Raw genomic sequence first — 19081 nt, 5'->3', positions numbered from 1 at the left:
CAAGGTCCGCCCACCCCGGGAGAATCGCGCACAACTACCTCGACACCGATTACGGTGGAGGACGCGGGGCTCTGCCTGGAATCGAGTCCGAGATGACCCGCAAATCGCGGAAGAAGGCCCGCATCCGCGCCCGCAAGGAACGCGCCAGGATCTCCTACACCGCAGCACAGCGGACGAAGACCACCCGGCCTGAGAAACCCGGCACGATCCTGGTTGTCGACGGCCGTCAGCTCCGGTACGACGGCCACATCTACAACATGCAGTGCGTGGCCGCGACCACCCGCCGCACGCGATGCCGCAACCCGGTCGAGATACACGGCCAGGTCGGGAGATGGGATGACCAGCGCCGATACCGTGTGGACTGGGAAGCCGATGATCCGTACTGGCTCGAACACTACGGTTCCGCGCAGCGGCTCTTCGCCACCTACCGCCGGCAACGCTGCAAGACCCACGTCGACACCGACGCTCCGGACGCTGTCGCGCTGGAGGTCCACGATATCGGGCCGCTGCTGCCGCTTCCTAGTGACGCTTTCGACCTCATCGGCCGCTATGTCACCGAAGCGATGTTCACCATCATGCTCCGGCGCAGGATCGATGTCGCCGAACTCGATCGACCCGATCTCAGTACCGAACTGACCGCTGCCGCCCGCGGCGACATGGCACCGCTGCTCGCCCTCGTAGCGCAGCGGCCGCTCCCCCGGGACCTGCGTGCCCTCCGTGACGAGCGCCGCGACCACCCCCACTGCATGAATGCGCCGCTCTGGCTCGAGCTGCAACGCGCGCGCATGAAGGGCGAGCTCACCGATGACCAACTGGGGCAATGCCTGTCGTCCGCGGTGGTCCCCGACCCGGCGACCACGGTAACGATCAACCCCGACATATTGGCCGTACACCGCAGCGACGACCCCAACGCCCCGATCGTGGTTCTGCTGCGCGAGCCGGAGACCGCGATCAGCACCGCAGATATGCACGCCGCAGTGCAGGCCGCCTACCCAGGCGACCCCATCACCGATGCCGGTTTCCAGGTAATACCCCAAGGCGTCGACCTCGCAGCCGATCCCGAAGAGGCCGAAACGATCCGGACCGGATTGCGATATCTCGACGCCATCCACGCCCCCACACCCGCCGAGTAGCCCCACGAAACGTAAGGCGGGACCTACACGCCTGCGATCAGCACAACCGCCCTTCATCTGCACAACAGCGACTCCGGAAGACCCGCCATCGACGCTCCTGACCTGCCCCTGCCTCACCGGTAGCGAACACGACCGAGGCTATCCAGCGATGAGAATCTGCTGACTGACCGCCGGCTGATCTCACGACGGGATGTGGACGCGGCGCCGGCCCGGATGCCCGGGCCGGGCTGGGGAACTGGGCTCCTGTCGCAACCGCGCTCGCCACGTTCTGGACGTGGCGAGCACCTTCCGACATCGTTGTGGTCGCCGGTGCGAGCCAAGCGCGCCACTTCCCGGACGAACTCGTCCCGGTCAGCGCAGCACACCGTCTCCAGGGACAGGTCACCGCGCAGAGTCTTGGGGTAGCGACCCTGATCACCGCTGGGGTCATGGCGATCCAGCTCCCGGATGAACTCGACGATCAACTGCTGATCCTCACCGGCGCCGAGCAGATCGTCACCACGGGGCTGCCAACTCGGCGAGCAACATCTTCAGGTCGTGACGACAGCCCCTCAACCGTTTGTCCTGCTCGTAGCCCGGCAGCAACGCCTTGAGCAGCAATTCGGCACTCTGGCGGGCGGCGAAGAATGCCCACCGCGCAAAGCCCTCCAACGCCACCACAGTGGCGACCCCGGTGGACTCCCGAAACGATTCCAAGACCGGGTCGAGATCATGGGCACGCGACAGGCACAGAGCATCATCGCCGGAGTCGTGCTCGACACCGACGTCACGGAACGGATTACACGATTTCTTCATCATCCGCCGGAGGGTACGGAGACCGGGTGCAACCCCCGCCAACCCGACATACGCACAGGTCACACTGCTACATCGTGGCAGACCCGGAGACTGATCGGACCCGAGCTGTTGCGATCGAGTAGTTCGATTTCAGCAAGGACGAGCCGGTGGTTCAGCAGGTCGACAGCATCCGCGTGAGCACGTCCTTCTCGGCCTGCTGGAGAGTAAGCTGCCACCGGGCCTTCACTGCAACCCACATCCTGGAATAGGTGCATTCGAAAGCAGGGATAGGATGCCAGGAGGCGGGATCCCGGTCCCCCTTGGTCCTGTTCGACGAGGCAGTGACCGCGATGAGTTGCGGGCTTTCGAGGTCGTTGGCGAACTGTTCGCGCTGCTCGGTGCTCCATTCGCTGGCGCCGGATCGCCAACTTTCGGCCAGGGGTACGACATGGTCAACGTCAATATCGGCCGGGTCGGTCATTGTCCGGTCGTCGTAGGGCGAGAACCACCGGCCGGTGGGCTGGCACTCGCCGTCGACGGTCACATCGAGTCCGTCGCGGTGCAGCACGGTCTCGCGGATCGTGCACTCCCCCACGCTGTTCCAGTGCGGGAACTTGTCGCGCGAATATCCGCGGGCCGAGGATTCTTCGGCCACCGTCAGACCATCCAGCAGCGTTCGCGCGGCCGCGGCGTCCGGGATGCCCGGCGGTTCGGCTGCCGCGGCCGGCGGCCGAACCAGCACGGTAGCGGCCGCGGACACCACCACCGCGGCGACAGACAGAGCCTGCCCGCGCATATGCATCTCCCTACCTCGGATGGAACGGAAGATCGGTTGGCGTCCACCGTAGCCGACCACTGTGTCCCCGAGGTAGGTCCACAGTGGCGACGAAATGTCCGGAGCGGATTCCGCTGTGCGCGTGGGGCGCTGGCCGGCGCGCGGGGAGGCCTCGATTCCGGTTCCCGGGTTACCCGGAACGCACTCACGGTTGAGCCCAGTCGTCCAGTGCCTCATACCGACTTGTTCCCGGGCAGCCGGCCCCGGCGTCCTAGAGTTGTGTTCATGCACCGACGCGGTCCCTGGATCCGGCACAGTAGTGATGTGGTGCTGGAGCGGCAGTACTTCACCGTCGTCTCCGACACGGTCACCACCCCGGGCGGCACGGCAGGCCACTACGACTGGGTCGCCGGAGCCGACCAGGTACGAGTCGCCGCGTTGACCGGCTCCGGTGCCCTGTTCGTCGTCGCGCAGCACCACTATGTACCCGACACACGGATGTGGCAGCTCCCGGGCGGCAATCTCGACCCGGGCGAGGAGCCCGCCGCCGGTGCGGCCCGCGAACTCGCAGAAGAGGTCGGCGCCCACGCACGGCACTGGCGCAAAGTCGGTGCGTTGTGGGCGCTGCCGGGTCTGGCAACGACCAAGGTCCACCTGTTCGTGGCGACCGGGCTGACCATGCACGAGGCCCGGCCGGACGACGACGAAGCCGACCTGGTGACACAGGTGGTGGGCCTGGAGGAGGCCGTGACCGCAGCACTGGACGGTACGATAGGCTGCGCCGCCTCAGCAGCACTTGTCCTGTCCCTCGCCCCACCGGGCCGGGACCCGGGATCGACACTCCGCGGCGACACCAGCACACAACCGGGTCCTTGACCCGTCGATCCCCGAGGAATCCCGCAGCCGAGGTTCCATCCGCTCCCGGCGGCGACCGTCAACGAATACGGTGTGTCCTCCAGTTTTTGATCGAAAGGGGCCCGAGTGATGTACGAAGGCGGCTGCCGGTGCGGCAAAATTCGTTACCGAGCGCAAGCGACACCGATTTGGCCGCACCTCTGTTCGTGCCGGGACTGTCAGCACCTGAGCGGCGGACCTGCCATGGCCTGGATCGACTTCCCCGCTGCCACCTTCGCCTGGACCGGCGAAGGAAACGCCGAACCCCAGTGGTTTTACACATTCCAGGGGATTGGGCGGGGCTTCTGCCCCACCTGCGGCTCGACCCTGGCCTCCAAAGGAGACGTGGAAGGCGAAGTCGGCGTCACCATCGCCAGCCTCGACAACGGCGACGACCTCGTCCCCGTGGATCACTCGTTCAAACACGACGCCGCGCCGTGGTTTCCGACGATCGATACCACGCCGCACTGACCCTCGTACCGGCCCGTCGGAGGAAGCGATCCGGCTCTCGACCGCGACGAGCGCCAGCGTATGCGCAGGAGGCCGGTGTGCTGGGTAATGTGTTGGCTCACAGTGGAGTTCGATATCAGGGGGAAGTGGGGTATGGGCATGCGCCAGCGATTGCTGCTCGAGTTCGACGAGCTGTGCGCAATGGTGGGCCTGGAAAAGGATGTGGCTCGCCGGGCGCTCGAGGCGGGACGGTTCCCGGCGCCGGAGCCGATCGGTGACGGGCCGTGCTGGGATCAGGTCACCGTGTGGGCCTGGTGCGCCACGGTGTTTCCTGAGATCGCGGCGGCGGCCCCGTTGCAGTGCTGGCGGTCCGACACCGCCGAACTGGTCGCGGCGCGTGACCTGGGGGGCGCGGTGGCCCAGGATTGGCAGGTGGCGCCGCGGGTGCGGTTGCGGGTTGTGTGGCCGCTGATCACCGGTGATCAGTTCGCGTGGACGCGTGCCGCCGAGCTCGAGCCGCTGGTGCCGCAGCTGGTGCTCGCGGGCAAGGGCACGTATAACCCGCAGACCGGGCCGGATTTCAGCATCCACCGCTGCCGGGACGGCCGTCTGGCCGGACCGGATCCGCGGCAGCAGCCGACCTGGCGTGATCTGGCCGCGGCCCTGGGCGGGACAGCGCCGTGGTGGCCGCGCAGGCTACGCGTCGGCGCCGCGATCCAGGCATGGAAGCCGGGCACCGGTCCAGCATTGGTCCAGGCGGTGCCCGATTTCGATGTGGAGCCGCTGCTGCGGCTGGCCGCGACCATGGCACCCGAGCGGGCAGCGCACCAGGTGCTGGTGGAAGCGGCGACCGCCGAACAAGCCGAGGTCGCCGCGATCGCCGCCGGTGATATCGCCGACCTCCTCGATGCCGGCCTGGGCGACATCGTCGAAATCGCGGCCGAACCGGTCCCGGTGCAGGCGCAGGATCGTGTCGATGACGAGCTGCAACACCGCGCAGGATGGTGGGAGATCCTGGAAAGCGCCGACCCGCTCGCGCTCGAGGTCGCCCGCGCGGTGCGGGCCCGCGGCAAACTCGGTGTACCGCACGCCAGGTGGGTACCGATCGAGATCGCCGGGGCGGTCAGCCGGGAATGGGCGAGCCGTCTCGCGCCGGCACAGCGCACCGGCGCGCACGAACTGCTCGTCGACGCACCGCAGCAGGTAGCCCAGTGGCTGGTCGACCCGTTGACCGGGGCCGCAGTCGTCCGGCTGCGCGACGGCGGGTTGCGCGCGGCGATCCCGGACCGGCTGCCGGCCCATACACCGCTGGCCGCACTCGCGTTCGAGGCCGACACGGTCTGGGTGCGGGTGGCAGACGGGGCGGTGTACCCGATACCGGGCGAGTATCTGTCCTACGGGCCCGATGGCAACTACGGCCCGCTCGCGGTGCGCATCGAAGAACTGCTCGACGACATCACCGCCGCGGCCAGTGAAGACTTCTACGGTGCCAGCCAGGGAATCGAAGCTCTGGCCGCCACCGACTGGGCCGACGGGACCATCGTTACCCGCGCCCAGCTCGAGCGAGCCCGCGGCGAGAAACTGCCGTAGCAAGAAGGCCGGACCCGCGGCCCTCGTGCAGCGCACACCGGCCACTCGGCAATATGCATCGGAAGCGTGGGAACGGGGTTCATAATTGCCGGTCGCCACGCTCTGTGGGCCCGGCTTGAACGAATCGCCCGCACCGAGCCGTTGTTTGAGCTGGCGCCGGCGCAGCCGAACCATCGATACCGCGGCCGCCGTGCACCGGAGCCTTCCGTGACGGCGGCACCACCCGTTCCGGACGGATCAGATGGCGATGCGACGAGGAAGTGGGCGGCCGTCGCGCGGAGCTGGTGCGTTCGGTCGAAACATGCCGGATCGGTGATGCACCGTGAATCACCACCGCAGGACACGATCAGCTCGCCTGCCGATGCCACATCGCTCCACGAGGCGGGGTAGCCGTAACACCCGCCGGATTCCCGGCGGTCACGGGGCCTGCTACGGCTGGCCCGGCCGGTCACGGTTCTGTGCGCGGGGCCTCGAGCACGATGCCGCGAATTACCTCGATAATGCGGTCGAGGTGGTCCTCTACGGCGTCGATAGCCGCCGCTGGTCCCCTCCATCAGGTCCACGGGCATATTGCCCCACATATCGGTGCTGAGAGAGTCGACGTCGGCGAGGGTGACGGTCAACCCCAGACGTGGCCAGTCGGTCACCGAGCCATTCGATTGCGGTCTCGAATTCGATCCGAATATCGGAGACCAGGGAGGAATCGTCGATCAGATCGGCCACACGGCGTGGAAACTCCAGGTCGAGGTCGAACTGGAGCATCGCGAGGGCGGCCGCGTCATCCACACCTCGTATTCTGCCCCCTCGATGGAGTCGGCGGATATCGTCGATATCGACAGCTCCTGTCCAGGTCGGCGTCGACACCGCCGCACACGGTCAGCGACTGGAACGGTGCCGAGCCGCCGGATCGCTATCGGCTCGATCATCAGCGTATTCGCTTGTATGCTCTAACTGTGGGTTATCACTTTCGCGACGACATTGCCGAGTCTCAGTACTTGCACGACGTCACGAAAGCCGAGGTCATGGAGGCTCTGGCGTATCTGCGGCGATGGCCGCAGCGGATCGAGTCGAAGGTCGATGCCAGGGTGCTCCAGGTTTTCGGCCGCACGACCGAGGCCCGCGCTGTCGCGGTGGTGGTGATCCAGGTAGATCGATGGGATTGGCTGATTTATGCCGCCAGACCCCTCGAAGCGTCCGAGGACGACGTGTACACCGTTTGGGAGGCACAGCAATGAGCATCGAACGCCGCATCGAAGAGCTGACCACGCAGGCCGACGACGCCGACCTGATGGGTGACTTCCTGGCCGGGCGGCTGGTCCGCAGCAGCGAACCGGCCGACGTGTCCGAGTTGCCCGTGCCCGACGCCGCCGAGGTGAAGTCCGCCGGGCTGATCGCGACGACGGTACGGTTCTCCCAGGACCAGCGCGACAAGCTCGCCAAGCTGGCAGAGCAGCGCGGTACCGACGTGTCCAGCCTGCTGCGGGAGTGGGTCGATCACCAGATCGAGGCCGCCGAGCACCCGGAACGCCAGCTGATCGCCGTCGACAAGGCGATCATGGCGTTGCGCAATCTCCCGCACTCCGCCTAGAAGCGCGCCCCTCCCCTCCCGGGGCCGACGACGGTCTTCGGGTCGGCGCAGCCACGCTGGCGGGGGTGGCGCTGGGACCTAACGGGGACCCAGTTCCGGTTCTCGAACTGGGTCCCGCGTGTCTGGTTCGGGCCTGCCGGGTCCACCGGCCCGAACACCTAGCCGGTCGTCTGCTGTTCGAGCGGTGTCGGCGGCCACTGCTGGCCCATGGTCACATGCGGCTGGCCGGTCAGCCTCAGCTCGCCGTAGCGCGCTAGCCGGGCCACCTCCCGGACGAATTCGTCCCGGTCGGCGCAACACAGCTTCTCCAGCGACGGGCTGCCGTGGGAATCTCTCGGATACCGGCCCTGATCACCATTCGGGTCATGGCGGTCCAGTTCCCGGATGAACTCGACGATCAGCTGCTGGTCCTCACCGGTGCCGAGCAGGTCGTCGCTCCGGGTGGCCAGCTCGGCGAGCAGCGTGGTGAGGCTGTGACAGCGCTTGAGCCGTTTGTCCTGCTCATAGCCCGGCAGCAGGGTCTTGAGCAGTAATTCCGCGCTGTGTCGGGCGTTGAAGAACGCCGGCTGCGGGATGTCTTCCCAGGCGTTCACCACGGCGGCGAGGGTGTACTGCCGCAGCGATTCCACGTCCGGGTCCAGATCATGGGCCCGCGACAGGCACAGAGCATCATCGCCGGAGTCGTGCTCGACAGCGGCGTCGCGGAACGGATTACATGATTTCTTCGCCATGACGCGGAGGCTACGTAGAGGGAGTGCAGCCACCCGCTCATCCAGCATTACCGCAGGTCACCGGTTGTCCCGGCCGACGACACGGGCGTCGCGGTCACGGCACTGCTTCCTCCGGTGCGACTTCGACCAGTCCGACCACATAGGCGCCCTCGTCGAGCAGGTCGGAGACATGCTCGGCGGTCAGTGCCGCGCATCCGCAGTGTGCGTCGGGTCCGGGCTCGTCGATGCGGTCGTCGAGCTCGTACACCAGCTCACCGGGAACATCAGTGAAATCCCAATGGGCGGTGCAGGGGCCGATGACCACGGCGACGCGTCCATCGCGTCGCGCGGCCGCCACCCAGGCGGCCGGCAGGTCCAGCGCGCACAGCACCAGATGGTCCGGGGTGCCGCCCTCGGGCCGGCCGGTGCGCAGCGCGATCCACTGCGGGGCGAGGGTGGAGGGGTGGTCGGTGACGATCCGCAGGGTCCAGTCGGTCTCCCGCGTGCTCAGCACACTATCGGCGTGGCCGAACCCGGCGGCGCGCATCGACAGTTCGAGCTCCGACATCCACGGCCGCGCACCGAGATTGTGGTCGTCGATCACGCGCGCGGTGATCAGCAGCATCGCCTGGTCCCAGTCGCCGTCCTCGTCGTTGTGGCCGGTGGTCAGCACCGCACGCGTGGTCAGCTCGAATTCGCCGACCACCTCGGGCTTGGCGGAGGCGGGCAGAGCTATGGCCTGTGGCCCGGAGGGGATGTCGGCGCGCTGGAGCCATTGGATCGCCGACGGTTGGCAGGCGGCGTGGTGTGTGCGGGTCCCGATGTGGGCGGTGGTCGGCGAGAGGTCCGGATCGTAGGCGGTGACGAGCAGGACAATCGACGAGTCGACGGTGCGGGCGTCGCCGGGTTCCCCGCACCAGTCGCAGTCGTAGGTCGGCCGGATCGCATCCAGCCAGTCGTACAGGTTCGGGTAGCCGACCCCGCGCCACCCCTCGCCAGCGAACCAGGCGCGCACATCGTCGGTGAGCAGCCACCGATGCCGGGGCTCGCGACGCTCATTGTTCTGTGTGACCTGCCGCAACGCGGCCTGGTACGGCATTCCGGTGCGCGTGGCGAGCGCGCGGGCGTCGTTTTTTCGGGCGGTGTGGCGGTTCGGCCCCCGGTTGGATCCCATGACGGCGGTCTCTTCCTCGGCAGGGCCCACGCCCCTGCCGCGGCGAGGTTCGGTCACGGCATCAGATCGGTTGATTCGACTGCGTGACCCGGCGGATCTTGGCCCCCTTGTGCCGGGCGCGCGTGGGGCACCAACCGGCGGAGCTGAGCCGTCACAGCAACGGCCAGACAGCAGGCTACCCCAACCACCCGACACGGTTGATTCAGACGAACCTCCGACGATCCACGACTGCCTTCAAGACCGCGAGCCACTGACCGCCCCCGGAGTGAACGCTGTCGGTGGGATCGGGCAGGATGATCGCAGCCGCTGGATATCCAGGTTGGCTCTCGGCCCCGCACGCGCGGGGATTTCCCCACGGCTGTGGGGTTTGCTCCCTCTGGGATTGGTATCGCCTGCGATCGACATGCGGCTTCGCCGCGGGTCCGGCGCGCAACGAGGAACCAGCAGGAAGCCGACGGAAATCCCGGACACACCAGGAGATTGCGATGAGCATCCATTACAGCACCGCCGTTTGGCCCGCGACCGATACGGGTTTCGACTGGGACATTCCCCTGCTGGTTCTGGGCGGTGAGACGCCCGCTGACATCGCGCGTATCCCGCTGCCCACCTCGCTACATCGCGTCGGCAACGAGATCATGCCGTACACGCACGCGACGATGCGCGATGACATCGGCCCGATTCCCGTCAGCGATGTATGGATCGATGCTGTCGAGACCGGGTACGACAATCGGGCCAAGGTCGTCATCGCACTCGATCCGACACCGCGCGGCGACACCACGCGCACAGCACTCGTCGAAGAAGGTGTGAGCGGGGAGAAAATGCCGACGTGGTTGCAGCCGTTGCTCGCCGGTGCTGTTCGTGCCGCCACCCGCGACATCCCCGTCAGCGTCGGCGCCGACCACTACGACATCTTGGCCATCAAGATCGATCCCACCGCGCTGACCGACCTGCCCGGATGGGCGAACCAGATGATCGGCAGCTGAACCGAACGCCGGCTGCTGCGCGGACCCGGCTGATCTACGCGGCCGCGGTGCGCGGCGACCGGGCAGATCGGCGCATGGTCAGCATCGCAGGGTAAGGGGTTTTCAGAGCGCGATCCGACGGGCTGGGTTGTCGGCGACATCGGCGCCGCGGGCCAATGCGCGGGTGCGATAGCCATAAAGGCGCACGCTGTACCGGTTGACCAATTCACCGTCGCGGCCGGCCATTCGGGTGCGCCACCGGCCGATGGCCACGCGGGCCGCTTCCGCGCCATGCCACGGGCCAACCGGGCAGGGGTTACCCCCGAATCCAACGGTGGTCCACCACAGCTCATCTGGATCATCGGTGGTCATTGAGAAGATCTCCTACTTCCTGTGTGGTGCAGGGACCGTGCCACACCCCTTGCGCTGGGAGTGATCTGATACAGCCTGAGCCTTCGTTGCGGCTCCCGTTTCAGTGCTCGTCGTCGCCGGGTTCGGTGGTCGGGCCGAGTCGCGGGTCATAGGGCAGGTCGGCGTGGATGCGGCCATCGGCAAGAACGGTCCAACCGTGACGCAGCACCGTCTTCACCGGCACTGCGACTTCGTGGCCGTCTTCGCCGGTGGCGCTGAGGGTCACCAGCAGGCTGTGCCCGCCGTCGATGATGTAGAGGTGCCAGGGCGCGAGTTCCTCGGGAAGCCTCGCCTCCCGTTCGACGACCTCGCCCGCCGATCCGCACCCGCACGGGCCGCCACCGACGCCCTACCTGCGGTACGCGCCGCCCGCCGCCGCGGTGCCCAGACCAGCCAGCCGGCCGCAGTAGCAGCTCGGCGCGCGCAAATGCTGGCCCGGGTGCAAGCGGCCGGGTTCACCTCGATTCCCGATGCAGTCCGCCGCACCGCACACCTGACCCGCAACGCTGCGGCCGAACGCATCGGCGTTGGACGGACCACAGTCACTCGCTGGAGAGCTCGCTACACGCGCGGCGGCGAACGAGCCTGAACCTGGGCCGCGCGAGGGATTACGTGGGGATATACGTACGGAGATACATGAGGAAATACGTGGGGTGATCAAAACACTCCGTGCCGGACTGGGCGGAGATGCCCGGTGACCTGGGCGGATGTGGAGCGGAGGTTGCCCAGGAAATACATGTCTTCTCTATGAAGACATGCTCTGGGCAGCCGCCGGTCTCCGTCGGCGTCGTCTCGATCAATCGCGGCGTTCGACGGGCCGCCGACACCCGACCAGGCGCGCCGTTGTGTATCAACCTCGCCATCAAGGGCTCGGATTACCACGTCGGTCCGCCTCGTCCCGGAACGACCTTGCGGCCGGTGGGGCTGACCATCCTGCTGGCCAGCCTCCGTTCACCTCGTACTCGCCCCCTGGGGCTCGGTTTCGCCGGCGCGGAGCCGGGCGAACCATGTCATGATCGACCGCTTGTAGCCTTCCGGCATTCTCAGCCCGGCAATCTCGGACTCGGTGAACAACCCCGCCTGGGTGTGCTCGTGCGAGAGGACCGGTTCGTCCTCGCTGCCATCGGTGTGGCAGCCATAGGTCACGATGAACACATTCTTGTTGGCCTGGTTGATGTAATACATCCACGAGTCGAGAATCGGCCCCGCAACGACCGCCCATTCGGTCTCTTCGGCGATCTCGCGGACCACACATTCCTGCGGCGTCTCGCCGAGCTCGATCCGTCCGCCTGGCAACTCCCACTCGTCGCGCTCGTTGCGCAACAGCAGAACCCTGCCGCGGCAGACGGCAACTCCCTTGATCGAGATCGGATAAAGCGGCGACGCACAGCCGGTCATCGGCACGACCTCCATGCCTGGCGCGGGGATTATTCGATCGCACGGTAGCACCGGCGCCGCATCCGGTGGTCCCGTTGATGCCCGGACACCCGGAGCTATCCGGGCAGGACGTCGGACCGGTCGGCGCAATCACCGATCGATCGAGCCTCGGTTCTGCTCCCTGCTGGCGGACACGGCGGATCGGGAAGATTTCGGTGGGCCGGGCTTCATTCGCCGCCGCGCTCGTTGATGTCGGCGGCGGCGATGAGCTGTTCGGTGGTCGGATACCGCTGATACCAGGCGTTGATCTCTTGGTCACCTTGCGCGACGGTGGATTTGTTGAGTGACTGGGTCCGGATCGCTTTGCGGACCGCTTCGACGAACCGTCCCGGCCACGTAATGACCCGTTGCGCGACCAGGATTCCCGTGCGGGAGTCGACCAGGACCACGTGAACCATCAGTTTGGTGCCTGGCCCGGGTAGCGGCAGGCCGGCGGGTGCGTCGGTTTGCCGGACCACCTGCCAGGGGGTGTCCGCCCACGCCAGCGGCTCCAACCGGTGCCCGAGAATCAGCGCATGCTGCCCGGCCAGCAGCGCGAACCGGGCGTTGCCCTTTCTGACTGCCTCGATCTCGTCTGCGGTGGGGGTGCCGTAGAAGATCGCGAGCTCGACTCCGTCATCGGTGAGACGCCACTGCGCGACGCCGTCGGGCCACGTGGTGACCCGCGGGTTGTAGGGCTTCCCCACGGTGAAGGTGTGCCCTGTTGCCCGTGCGGAGGTGGCCGGGGCGTCGTCGTACTCGGCGTCGCCGTCGGCGATCGTCAGACCGAGCACCGGATCGTAGGGTAGCGGGCAGTGGACCAAGCCGGTGTCGGTGATCGTCCAGCCCTGGCGGAGAACGGATTTGACCGGCGCGTCGATCTCTTGGCCTTCACCGCCCAGGGTGACGAGGATGCTGTGGCCGCCGTTGGTTGTGTAGAGGTACCAGGGTGCGAGGTCCGGCGGTAGCGGTGTGTGGTAGCGGTGGCCGGGCACCACCTGGTCGCCGTAATGCTCGGCGATGACCTGCGCGGGGTCAACTTTGTCGGGCACGTGCAGAATCCTCTTCGTCGGGGTTGGTGTCCGGGTGTGGTGGGCGGCCGACAGTGGGGCGCGTCGGCCACCACCGGTCGAACTCCGGCCACGGGTAGAGCAGGATGGGTTCGCCCGGGTTGACCGGCGCCGGTGGCGCCGGATAGTCCGGGTCTGCCTCGTGCCGGGCTTGCGCCACGGCCAGGGCCCGAGTGACCGTCGATGGGCTCACCTTCTTGCGCCGGGCGAGTTCGCTGCGCGGCACGGGCCATTCAGGTCCTGGTTCAGGGTCCATCGGCATCCACCTTCTCATCACGGACCGACACCTCGTAGCGGTAGACGGTTTGGTCGGGATACAGACACTTCCGCGGGCCCGCGGCCAGCACGGCACGCATCCGGGCCACCAGCGCAGGGTCGGTGAGCACCCGCTCGGTGCGAACGAATTCGTCGTAGTAGCCGGGATGCTGGAAAATCACCTGTTCATCGCGGGTGAGGGTCACCGTGCCGCTGCGGTGCCCCATCCCGCCGGACCCGTACCAAGCCTCGATCACACCGACCACAGTGTCCGGGTCGATACGACTCCACCCGGCCACCGCAGCACCGGCGCGGGACAGCAGGTTCACGAACTGGTGGATCTCGGCGGCGTCGGCAGCGGCGGCTCGCTCAGCCTCGTCGGCGGACAGCTCGTCGATGGTGGGTTCGACCACGGCCACTACGTGCTTGAGGTCCCAATGGGCCATATCGTGTGTTTCCGGGTGCCAGCACACCGAGGACGCCATCTCCTCCCCGGTGAACCAGACCTCGTGTTCGACCACGACGCCTCGGCGCCCGTCGTCCAACCGCAGCACCGTCCCCAGCGGATACGCCATCTCGCGGGCAGTGGCCTTATTCATCCGGCGCGTCGACACCACCACCACAGCGGTCTGCTCCCCGGTCGCGGCGCGTCCGGACTTCTCCAGCACCCGCACGCGCTGCTCGACGCGCTGCTTCTCGACCCACTCCTGCTCGGCCGCACGAATACGGGCTCGCTCCTCCCGGCGCAACTGCTCCTCGTGCCGCGCGGTCTCAGCAGCCTTCTGCCGGATCTCGGCGACACCGTCGCGGACCTGGTGATAGACGGCGTCGAACTCCGGTTCACGGGGAAAAACCCATACTTTGCGTTCGTCGTCCCAGATCGCTTCGCCCTGTTCCTTGGCCAGCGCCCGCAACCTGGTCGCGGTGAAGGGAATCGCCACCGGGCGGCCGGTGCGTTTGATCTCCTCGACCCGGGCGCGCCGGAGATCGGTAGCCCGAACCTCCTCGATCACCTGCGCTTTCTTTCCGGAGCCCACCCACAAGCATTTACGGTCACGGTCCCAGTGCGCCCCTAGATCGGCCCGCAACCGCGTGCCGAGCGAGGACTCGTAGTGGCAGGACACATAGATCCGTCGCCCGATCTGCCAGGCACGCTCGACAGAAATATCGTCATGAATCGGTTTCGGTGCGCTCATCGGCGCTCTCCTCGATGAATGGTGGATGAATCCCGCGCAATGCGGGCTGCCTCGACTCCCCCAGTCTCACACCCAATCCCATTAATTCGCAAATCATCTTGCGAATTAACGGGCTTTGAGAGCCGGCCCGGGAGAAGCTGTCGAGGCATCCACCAACGGACCGGCCGACACATCATCCCACATCGAAGGTCCCGCATCCTCGACATGCATCGCTGGTCGCGGACCCGGCCACCTGCTGGTTTCGCCACCCAGGCCCCCGGCGCGAGAACGGCAGCGCCTCACCGGTCCGGCCGACGGGCTTCGAGTCCCGCGTGGCCTCATTGAGCCGGTAGATCGGCGTAGTGAGGCCACGCGGGGCGAACGTTGGCGGCGTCTGCCGCGCAGCATCCGATCCGTCTCGGTGCGCGTGTCGGAACAGCCCGCGCCGGACTGCTCGCGATCGTGCCGGGTTGCCCAGGCCGGTTACCTGAACAACGCGGTGAACGGGGATTGCGGAGCCAGCGTGTGCTGCTTGTCCCACCACTGTGGGCCGAGCAGCCAATGCTCGGTCTCGCGCAGACCGCTCGCCCGCCGGCTGGTGAGGTCGACCACGGACTGATTCGGGCCGAAGACCTCGATCTCGACATCCGCAATGCCGGTCCAGGTCGCGATCTCCTCGGCGACATGGCCTACACAGCCCGGCGGCATATCCACCGCACGCCCGCTGCGGTTGTCACGGACCTGCAACCGCACGTCCCGGGCGCCGGGCGTGCACGCCTGCGAATAGCCGCTGACCTCGCAGTACCAGTCGTTGCGCGCCATACGCACCTGCGTGGCCAGCTCGCACGAAGCGACCATCGCCGCCGCGACCACCTCCGACAGGCCGACCGCGTGGTGGTGGGCCTCGAATACCATCTGGGCCAGGGTGTTCCGGTTCGCGGCCGACGCACGCGTCAGCTGCCCGACGATCTGGCGGGCGTGGTGCAGCGAGACTTCGTCGACCACGCCGGATCCCGCCGCCGCACAGACATACACCGCCGATCGGTGGGCAAGATCGACCGCGGTGGCGTACACGGGCTGGCTCAAACACTGACCGAGGTGGTCCGCCCGGTGCTCCACCGGTTCGGTCGGTATGTGTTGCAGCGCCATCACTCGGTGTGTCACCTTGTCGGCGGCCTGCCGCACCATCGACCAGCCACTACCGGAACTGTCGTCTCCGTGGCCCGGTTCGGTCTGCTGGTCCAGTTCCCGCATTGCGCGGCGGTATCGGACACCACGGGTGTCCTTGTGCTGGTGGGCGGCCTGTTTGCGCTGCTTGTCTCGCGTCATATCGATCCATTCCGGGCCCGACCCCACGCACCGCGCCCTCATCACATCAGCGAGGAAACCTTGGCTACAGATAGCGCGAGTCGAAGCCCCTTGTCCGCCAATGCCGATCGGCGTGGGCGAATCGGCGCGGATTCCGGCCGGCGCAGCAGCCGTGACCACCATAGCGCCCCAGGCGCGGGTTCACCGCTGGATGCCGGGCCTGTCCACCGGCCTGCCGCTGTGCGAGTACCGCCGGTGCGTCCACCACCCGGTGCCCCCCGGAACTCTGTGGACTCGGTGATCCGGACGACTTCCACGAAACGCACCCGGCCTTGTCACCGTCCTGGGTGATACTCGACAGCGTCCAGTCGAATACTGCTGTAGGGGTGGGGGTTCCGATGATCGAACGAGCGGACTCGGGCGTGTTCACCGCACATGTGGGCGGGTTCGACCTTCGTGGCTGGTCGGCGACCGCGGACGAGATGGAGGCGATTCTGCGTCGTCTCGGGTTCGACGGGGCGGCCGTGTCCGGTCCGTCGGTGTCGCCGGCCGTCGCGGCCGAGGAAGCCGAGGGGATTCGACAAGCTCAGCTCGACCATTGCCTCGACCAGTGGGTGCAGCGTCTGCGTGCAGTGGCCGACCGGCCGGAGCGTGCAGTGCTGCGCGACGTTCTGGTCGCGCTGCGCGCCGACATGCCGGCGCCGGGACCCCGCGCCGCCCAGATGCTGTGGGACCGCGATCCGGACCCGGGGGCTGAACTGCTGGCCTGGCTGGGCGAGCGGGTGGCACGGGTGAACGCGACCGCACCACAGGTCGGACAGGACATCACGGTGTTCGGTTCCCGCGCGGTGCCGCAGGACCGCGACGGACCCGAAGCGCGAGCGTACTACCTGGACTGGGTGGACCCGGAGCTGATCGTGACCACCCCGGATCCCGAACAATGGGGAGCGTTCGACCGCGCCGAGCCGGCTCGGCGCTCGCTCGCCGGCTTCTGCGTAACCTTGCACGCGGCCGCCACCCCGGAAGCGCTGGAGGCGTGGATCGATCGGCTCGTGATCGGCGACAAGCGCTACCCCGTGCCGCTGGAGCGGGTCGAAGGACCGGCCGGGCCGGTGTATGCCGTCCGCGGCGACGGCACCCACCGCACCCACCTCGCCCGCGTGTTCGGTCTTCCGCTGCTGGCAGTGATCCGCACCAGCAACCTGCCCCGGCCACTCATGGCCATCGACCGCCCCCACATCGACGGCGCACCGTTCGGACAATGGGCCTCGCTCTGGCGCGGCCTACAGAAACGCGGCCTGCTCGACGTCACCGAACACCCCGGGCCCGGGATGGCCTCGTGGACCCCGACCCGGATCTGCACGGAGTGGATGCTCATGAGCCCCGAGAAGGCCACCGCGCTGAACCGCGCCTACGACCGGGTATACCCGCAGGCCCTGCACCACGCCACCGGCCTGACCGACGACCAGCTGTTCGACCCCGAGCACTGGACCCGCGCGCTCATCGGCCCCCGAGCCGTACGGCGGGGACCTGGGCGGTGGACGCTCCTCGCGGAGGCGATTCACTCAGCGCTCACACGCGGACCACGGGTACGCCGGCCCCACACGGTGGGAACAGTCGAACCGCGTGGACGCCCCTGAGCCCCGAGACAGGCCCGTCCAGGAGGGCACACTGGAATTCATGGCCCACAACGCCACCAGGTGGCCGAGGTGGACCTGCTCGTACAGCGAAGATCGGAGCTACCGCGATGAGTCACGATCAATTGGTGATGGCCCTGCACGCCGAGATCATCGCCTACGACACCCACCGCAGCCCCGAACACATGCAGGCGCTACAGGCGGCTGCCGACGCGTGCCGAGCCGCCGGAATCGACGTCGCGACGATCCTGCAATCCACCCTCGCCGCCCTCCACGGCCCCGACGAGATCGCGCGCCGCATCCATGCAGCCCTCACCGACCCCTCACCGACCACCACCCAGCGCCTCGCCGCCCACCTCGAGCGCTGGACCCAACGGCACAGCAGCCGACAGCCCGGAACGTCGAACGCTCCCCCGGGCACGGCATAGGGCAATGACCGCACCTCCGCGCGGCCTACCGGCGCCGGCGGAGGTGATGGACAACGGGAGTGCGGGCCAACGGTCACAACGGAAACCGGGCCGCTTGGGTTCAATGACTGCGGGTACAGCCGACATCGCCGCACCCGTAGCTCGGATGCGCTCGGACGTGGCCGAGGACCGCGCAGACCTCGCAGTGGCCCGGGTCACCGACACGGCCGCGCTCGGGGTTGGTTCCGGCGTAGGAATGTGTCGGCGGATAGCCCGGGTGGTACCTACCCATGATCTCGGCGTATTCGATTCGGGCAGCCACGGGCACGTGCAGGCTCATGACCGACGATCGTAGCCACCTCGCGCGAGGCCAGTTCTGGAATCACCCGGGCCCTCACGGGACACGGTGACGCAACGCTCGGCGCTCGCGAACCACTTCGATGTCTCGACCGTCGCGCACCGGAGCTTTCTTGACCGCAGCCACCACCGCCTCCGGGCGCGTCAACAAGGCAGCGTGCGCGCGGAACTGACGATAGAAATCCTGCGCACCGTCGACCGAACCCCTGCCGCACAACTTGCCCGCGCCCACAGCGCATTTCGCCATGGGCGCAGCCGCCCGCGCGGCGCTTGCGCGCCACGCTCGCCTCAGAGGCACGACAAAACTGGGGCACACTGGGGTATGGAGGTCGGGTACACCCTCGCGTTGCTGCGACTCGATGACGATCTGGTCCTGCGTGATCTCGTCCGGGCCGTCAGCGATCCTGCGCTGCTGGCCGCGGTCGATGCCGAGTTCGAGGCCGGTCTGGATTGGCTGAGCGAAATAATCGCCGAACCCGGCTATGCGCCTACGGCCGACGATGTCATCGAGGTAGTGCTCGAGATCATCGATGCCCTTCCCGCCGAGCTGGATCTGGATCCCGTTGCAGCTGCCGCAGTCGACGCCTACCTCGAGCACGCCACGCGGATTCTGATCCGCCTCGTGATCGACGCCGCGCCGATCGAGCCATGAGGGAGACCCGGTATCCGGTCACGACACATGCCCGCCAACGGGACCGGCGGATCCTGGCTGCGTCCATCGGCCGGCCAGCAGCGCTGACGCAAAGTTATCCATGCACCCGCGGCCGTGCCGACGAACGCGACCGGCAGCGCGCATACCCCGGAACACGATCGGGAAATGCGCTGCCACGCGGCTGCTGCGCCGGACCCCGCCCGCCAAACACCATCGGGACCACCGGCACCCCAACGTCAGTGCAGGCGGCCAGTATCGGGCCAACCATCCTGCGTTCCACGTCGCCCCCGGCCTCGGCTTCACGCGACGGAACTGGTGGTGGACATGAAGCGTAGCAATGCAC

The 19081-nt window shown here is 67.5% G+C and carries 23 protein-coding genes; 11 read left to right on the top strand and 12 right to left on the bottom strand.

The genetic code is table 11. The features are described 5' to 3' along the window. Positions 1-92: 92 nt before the first annotated feature. Positions 93-1133 (top strand): hypothetical protein, encoded by a 1041-nt coding sequence (locus ACFWPH_RS28550; RefSeq protein ID WP_378755258.1) that lies wholly within the window; start codon positions 93-95, stop codon positions 1131-1133. A gap of 495 nt (positions 1134-1628) precedes the next feature. Here ACFWPH_RS28550 and ACFWPH_RS28545 read toward each other — a convergent pair whose 3' ends face one another. Both ACFWPH_RS28545 and ACFWPH_RS28540 read right to left on the bottom strand, forming a co-directional pair. Beyond that, complete coding sequence (locus tag ACFWPH_RS28545; protein WP_378755257.1) at positions 1629-1931, bottom strand: HEPN domain-containing protein; 303 nt, start codon at positions 1929-1931, stop codon at positions 1629-1631. Positions 1932-2079: 148 nt separating this feature from the next. Continuing rightward, positions 2080-2703 (bottom strand): DUF1524 domain-containing protein, encoded by a 624-nt coding sequence (locus ACFWPH_RS28540; protein ID WP_378755256.1) that lies wholly within the window; start codon positions 2701-2703, stop codon positions 2080-2082. A 264-nt stretch (positions 2704-2967) separates the two neighbouring features. Between ACFWPH_RS28540 and ACFWPH_RS28535 the strand changes: the two genes are divergently transcribed. The 5 genes from ACFWPH_RS28535 to ACFWPH_RS28515 all read left to right on the top strand — a co-directional run bounded on the left by ACFWPH_RS28535 (position 2968) and on the right by ACFWPH_RS28515 (position 7204). Then, on the top strand, positions 2968-3558 hold the full coding sequence (locus ACFWPH_RS28535; RefSeq protein ID WP_378755255.1) for an NUDIX domain-containing protein: 591 nt from the start codon (positions 2968-2970) through the stop codon (positions 3556-3558). 108 nt (positions 3559-3666) lie between these two features. Further along, positions 3667-4047, top strand: a complete 381-nt coding sequence (locus ACFWPH_RS28530) for a GFA family protein (protein ID WP_378755303.1) — start codon at positions 3667-3669, stop codon at positions 4045-4047. A 132-nt stretch (positions 4048-4179) separates the two neighbouring features. After that, positions 4180-5616, top strand: a complete 1437-nt coding sequence (locus tag ACFWPH_RS28525; RefSeq protein ID WP_378755254.1) for a hypothetical protein — start codon at positions 4180-4182, stop codon at positions 5614-5616. 953 nt (positions 5617-6569) lie between these two features. Then, complete coding sequence (locus tag ACFWPH_RS28520) at positions 6570-6851, top strand: hypothetical protein (protein WP_378755253.1); 282 nt, start codon at positions 6570-6572, stop codon at positions 6849-6851. Beyond that, the gene (locus ACFWPH_RS28515) at positions 6848-7204 is read left to right on the top strand and encodes a regulator (protein WP_378755252.1); all 357 of its coding nucleotides are present in this window, start codon (positions 6848-6850) and stop codon (positions 7202-7204) included. Before ACFWPH_RS28520 ends, ACFWPH_RS28515 begins: the two co-directional genes overlap by 4 nt. Before the next feature lie 158 nt (positions 7205-7362). Here ACFWPH_RS28515 and ACFWPH_RS28510 read toward each other — a convergent pair whose 3' ends face one another. Together ACFWPH_RS28510 and ACFWPH_RS28505 are read right to left on the bottom strand one after the other, a co-directional pair. After that, positions 7363-7935, bottom strand: a complete 573-nt coding sequence (locus ACFWPH_RS28510) for a hypothetical protein (protein ID WP_378755251.1) — start codon at positions 7933-7935, stop codon at positions 7363-7365. 94 nt (positions 7936-8029) lie between these two features. Next, on the bottom strand, positions 8030-9088 hold the full coding sequence (locus ACFWPH_RS28505) for a hypothetical protein (RefSeq protein WP_378755250.1): 1059 nt from the start codon (positions 9086-9088) through the stop codon (positions 8030-8032). 485 nt (positions 9089-9573) lie between these two features. Between ACFWPH_RS28505 and ACFWPH_RS28500 the strand changes: the two genes are divergently transcribed. After that, positions 9574-10071 carry a hypothetical protein gene (locus ACFWPH_RS28500; RefSeq protein WP_378755249.1) on the top strand — a complete coding sequence of 166 codons (498 nt, stop codon included), beginning with the start codon at positions 9574-9576 and terminating at the stop codon, positions 10069-10071. Positions 10072-10173: 102 nt separating this feature from the next. On the opposite strand, the gene ACFWPH_RS28495 is transcribed toward ACFWPH_RS28500, so the two are convergent. Together ACFWPH_RS28495 and ACFWPH_RS28490 are read right to left on the bottom strand one after the other, a co-directional pair. Then, the gene (locus tag ACFWPH_RS28495) at positions 10174-10422 is read right to left on the bottom strand and encodes a hypothetical protein (RefSeq protein WP_378755248.1); all 249 of its coding nucleotides are present in this window, start codon (positions 10420-10422) and stop codon (positions 10174-10176) included. A gap of 100 nt (positions 10423-10522) precedes the next feature. Beyond that, on the bottom strand, positions 10523-10687 hold the full coding sequence (locus tag ACFWPH_RS28490; RefSeq protein ID WP_378755247.1) for a hypothetical protein: 165 nt from the start codon (positions 10685-10687) through the stop codon (positions 10523-10525). Positions 10688-10720: 33 nt separating this feature from the next. Here ACFWPH_RS28490 and ACFWPH_RS28485 point away from each other — a divergent pair, with 33 nt between their 5' ends. Further along, positions 10721-11050 (top strand): helix-turn-helix domain-containing protein, encoded by a 330-nt coding sequence (locus tag ACFWPH_RS28485; protein ID WP_378755246.1) that lies wholly within the window; start codon positions 10721-10723, stop codon positions 11048-11050. 362 nt (positions 11051-11412) lie between these two features. Here ACFWPH_RS28485 and ACFWPH_RS28480 read toward each other — a convergent pair whose 3' ends face one another. The 5 genes from ACFWPH_RS28480 to ACFWPH_RS28460 all read right to left on the bottom strand — a co-directional run bounded on the left by ACFWPH_RS28480 (position 11413) and on the right by ACFWPH_RS28460 (position 15706). Then, positions 11413-11874: an NUDIX domain-containing protein gene (locus ACFWPH_RS28480; protein ID WP_378755245.1), complete on the bottom strand. Its 462-nt coding sequence runs from the start codon at positions 11872-11874 to the stop codon at positions 11413-11415. Between the two features lie 191 nt (positions 11875-12065). Next, positions 12066-12929, bottom strand: coding sequence for a hypothetical protein (locus tag ACFWPH_RS28475; RefSeq protein WP_378755244.1), 864 nt, complete (start codon positions 12927-12929; stop codon positions 12066-12068). Continuing rightward, the gene (locus tag ACFWPH_RS28470; protein WP_378755242.1) at positions 12913-13203 is read right to left on the bottom strand and encodes a hypothetical protein; all 291 of its coding nucleotides are present in this window, start codon (positions 13201-13203) and stop codon (positions 12913-12915) included. The genes ACFWPH_RS28475 and ACFWPH_RS28470 overlap by 17 nt, the downstream gene beginning before the upstream one ends. Then, the gene (locus ACFWPH_RS28465; protein WP_378755241.1) at positions 13193-14398 is read right to left on the bottom strand and encodes a hypothetical protein; all 1206 of its coding nucleotides are present in this window, start codon (positions 14396-14398) and stop codon (positions 13193-13195) included. The genes ACFWPH_RS28470 and ACFWPH_RS28465 overlap by 11 nt, the downstream gene beginning before the upstream one ends. 462 nt (positions 14399-14860) lie before the next feature. Continuing rightward, positions 14861-15706 carry a hypothetical protein gene (locus ACFWPH_RS28460; RefSeq protein ID WP_378755240.1) on the bottom strand — a complete coding sequence of 282 codons (846 nt, stop codon included), beginning with the start codon at positions 15704-15706 and terminating at the stop codon, positions 14861-14863. A 377-nt stretch (positions 15707-16083) separates the two neighbouring features. On the opposite strand from ACFWPH_RS28460, the gene ACFWPH_RS28455 reads away from it, so the two are divergent. Both ACFWPH_RS28455 and ACFWPH_RS28450 read left to right on the top strand, forming a co-directional pair. Beyond that, entirely contained in the window at positions 16084-17325 is a 1242-nt protein-coding gene (locus tag ACFWPH_RS28455; RefSeq protein ID WP_378755239.1) for a hypothetical protein, read from the top strand. Between the two features lie 107 nt (positions 17326-17432). After that, a complete protein-coding gene (locus tag ACFWPH_RS28450) occupies positions 17433-17750 on the top strand; it encodes a hypothetical protein (RefSeq protein WP_378755238.1) in 318 nt (105 codons plus the stop codon). 100 nt (positions 17751-17850) lie between these two features. Here the strand turns inward: ACFWPH_RS28450 and ACFWPH_RS28445 are convergent, their stop codons facing one another. After that, the gene (locus ACFWPH_RS28445; RefSeq protein ID WP_378755237.1) at positions 17851-18069 is read right to left on the bottom strand and encodes a hypothetical protein; all 219 of its coding nucleotides are present in this window, start codon (positions 18067-18069) and stop codon (positions 17851-17853) included. A gap of 339 nt (positions 18070-18408) precedes the next feature. On the opposite strand from ACFWPH_RS28445, the gene ACFWPH_RS28440 reads away from it, so the two are divergent. Continuing rightward, positions 18409-18738, top strand: coding sequence for a hypothetical protein (locus tag ACFWPH_RS28440; RefSeq protein ID WP_378755236.1), 330 nt, complete (start codon positions 18409-18411; stop codon positions 18736-18738). Positions 18739-19081 lie beyond the last annotated feature (343 nt).

The sequence above is a fragment of the Nocardia sp. NPDC058499 genome (genome assembly GCF_042719915.1).
Lineage (GTDB): Bacteria > Actinomycetota > Actinomycetes > Mycobacteriales > Mycobacteriaceae > Nocardia.
Note: the sequence above shows the minus strand (reverse complement) of the source record. Positions and strands in the feature narration are given on the sequence as shown.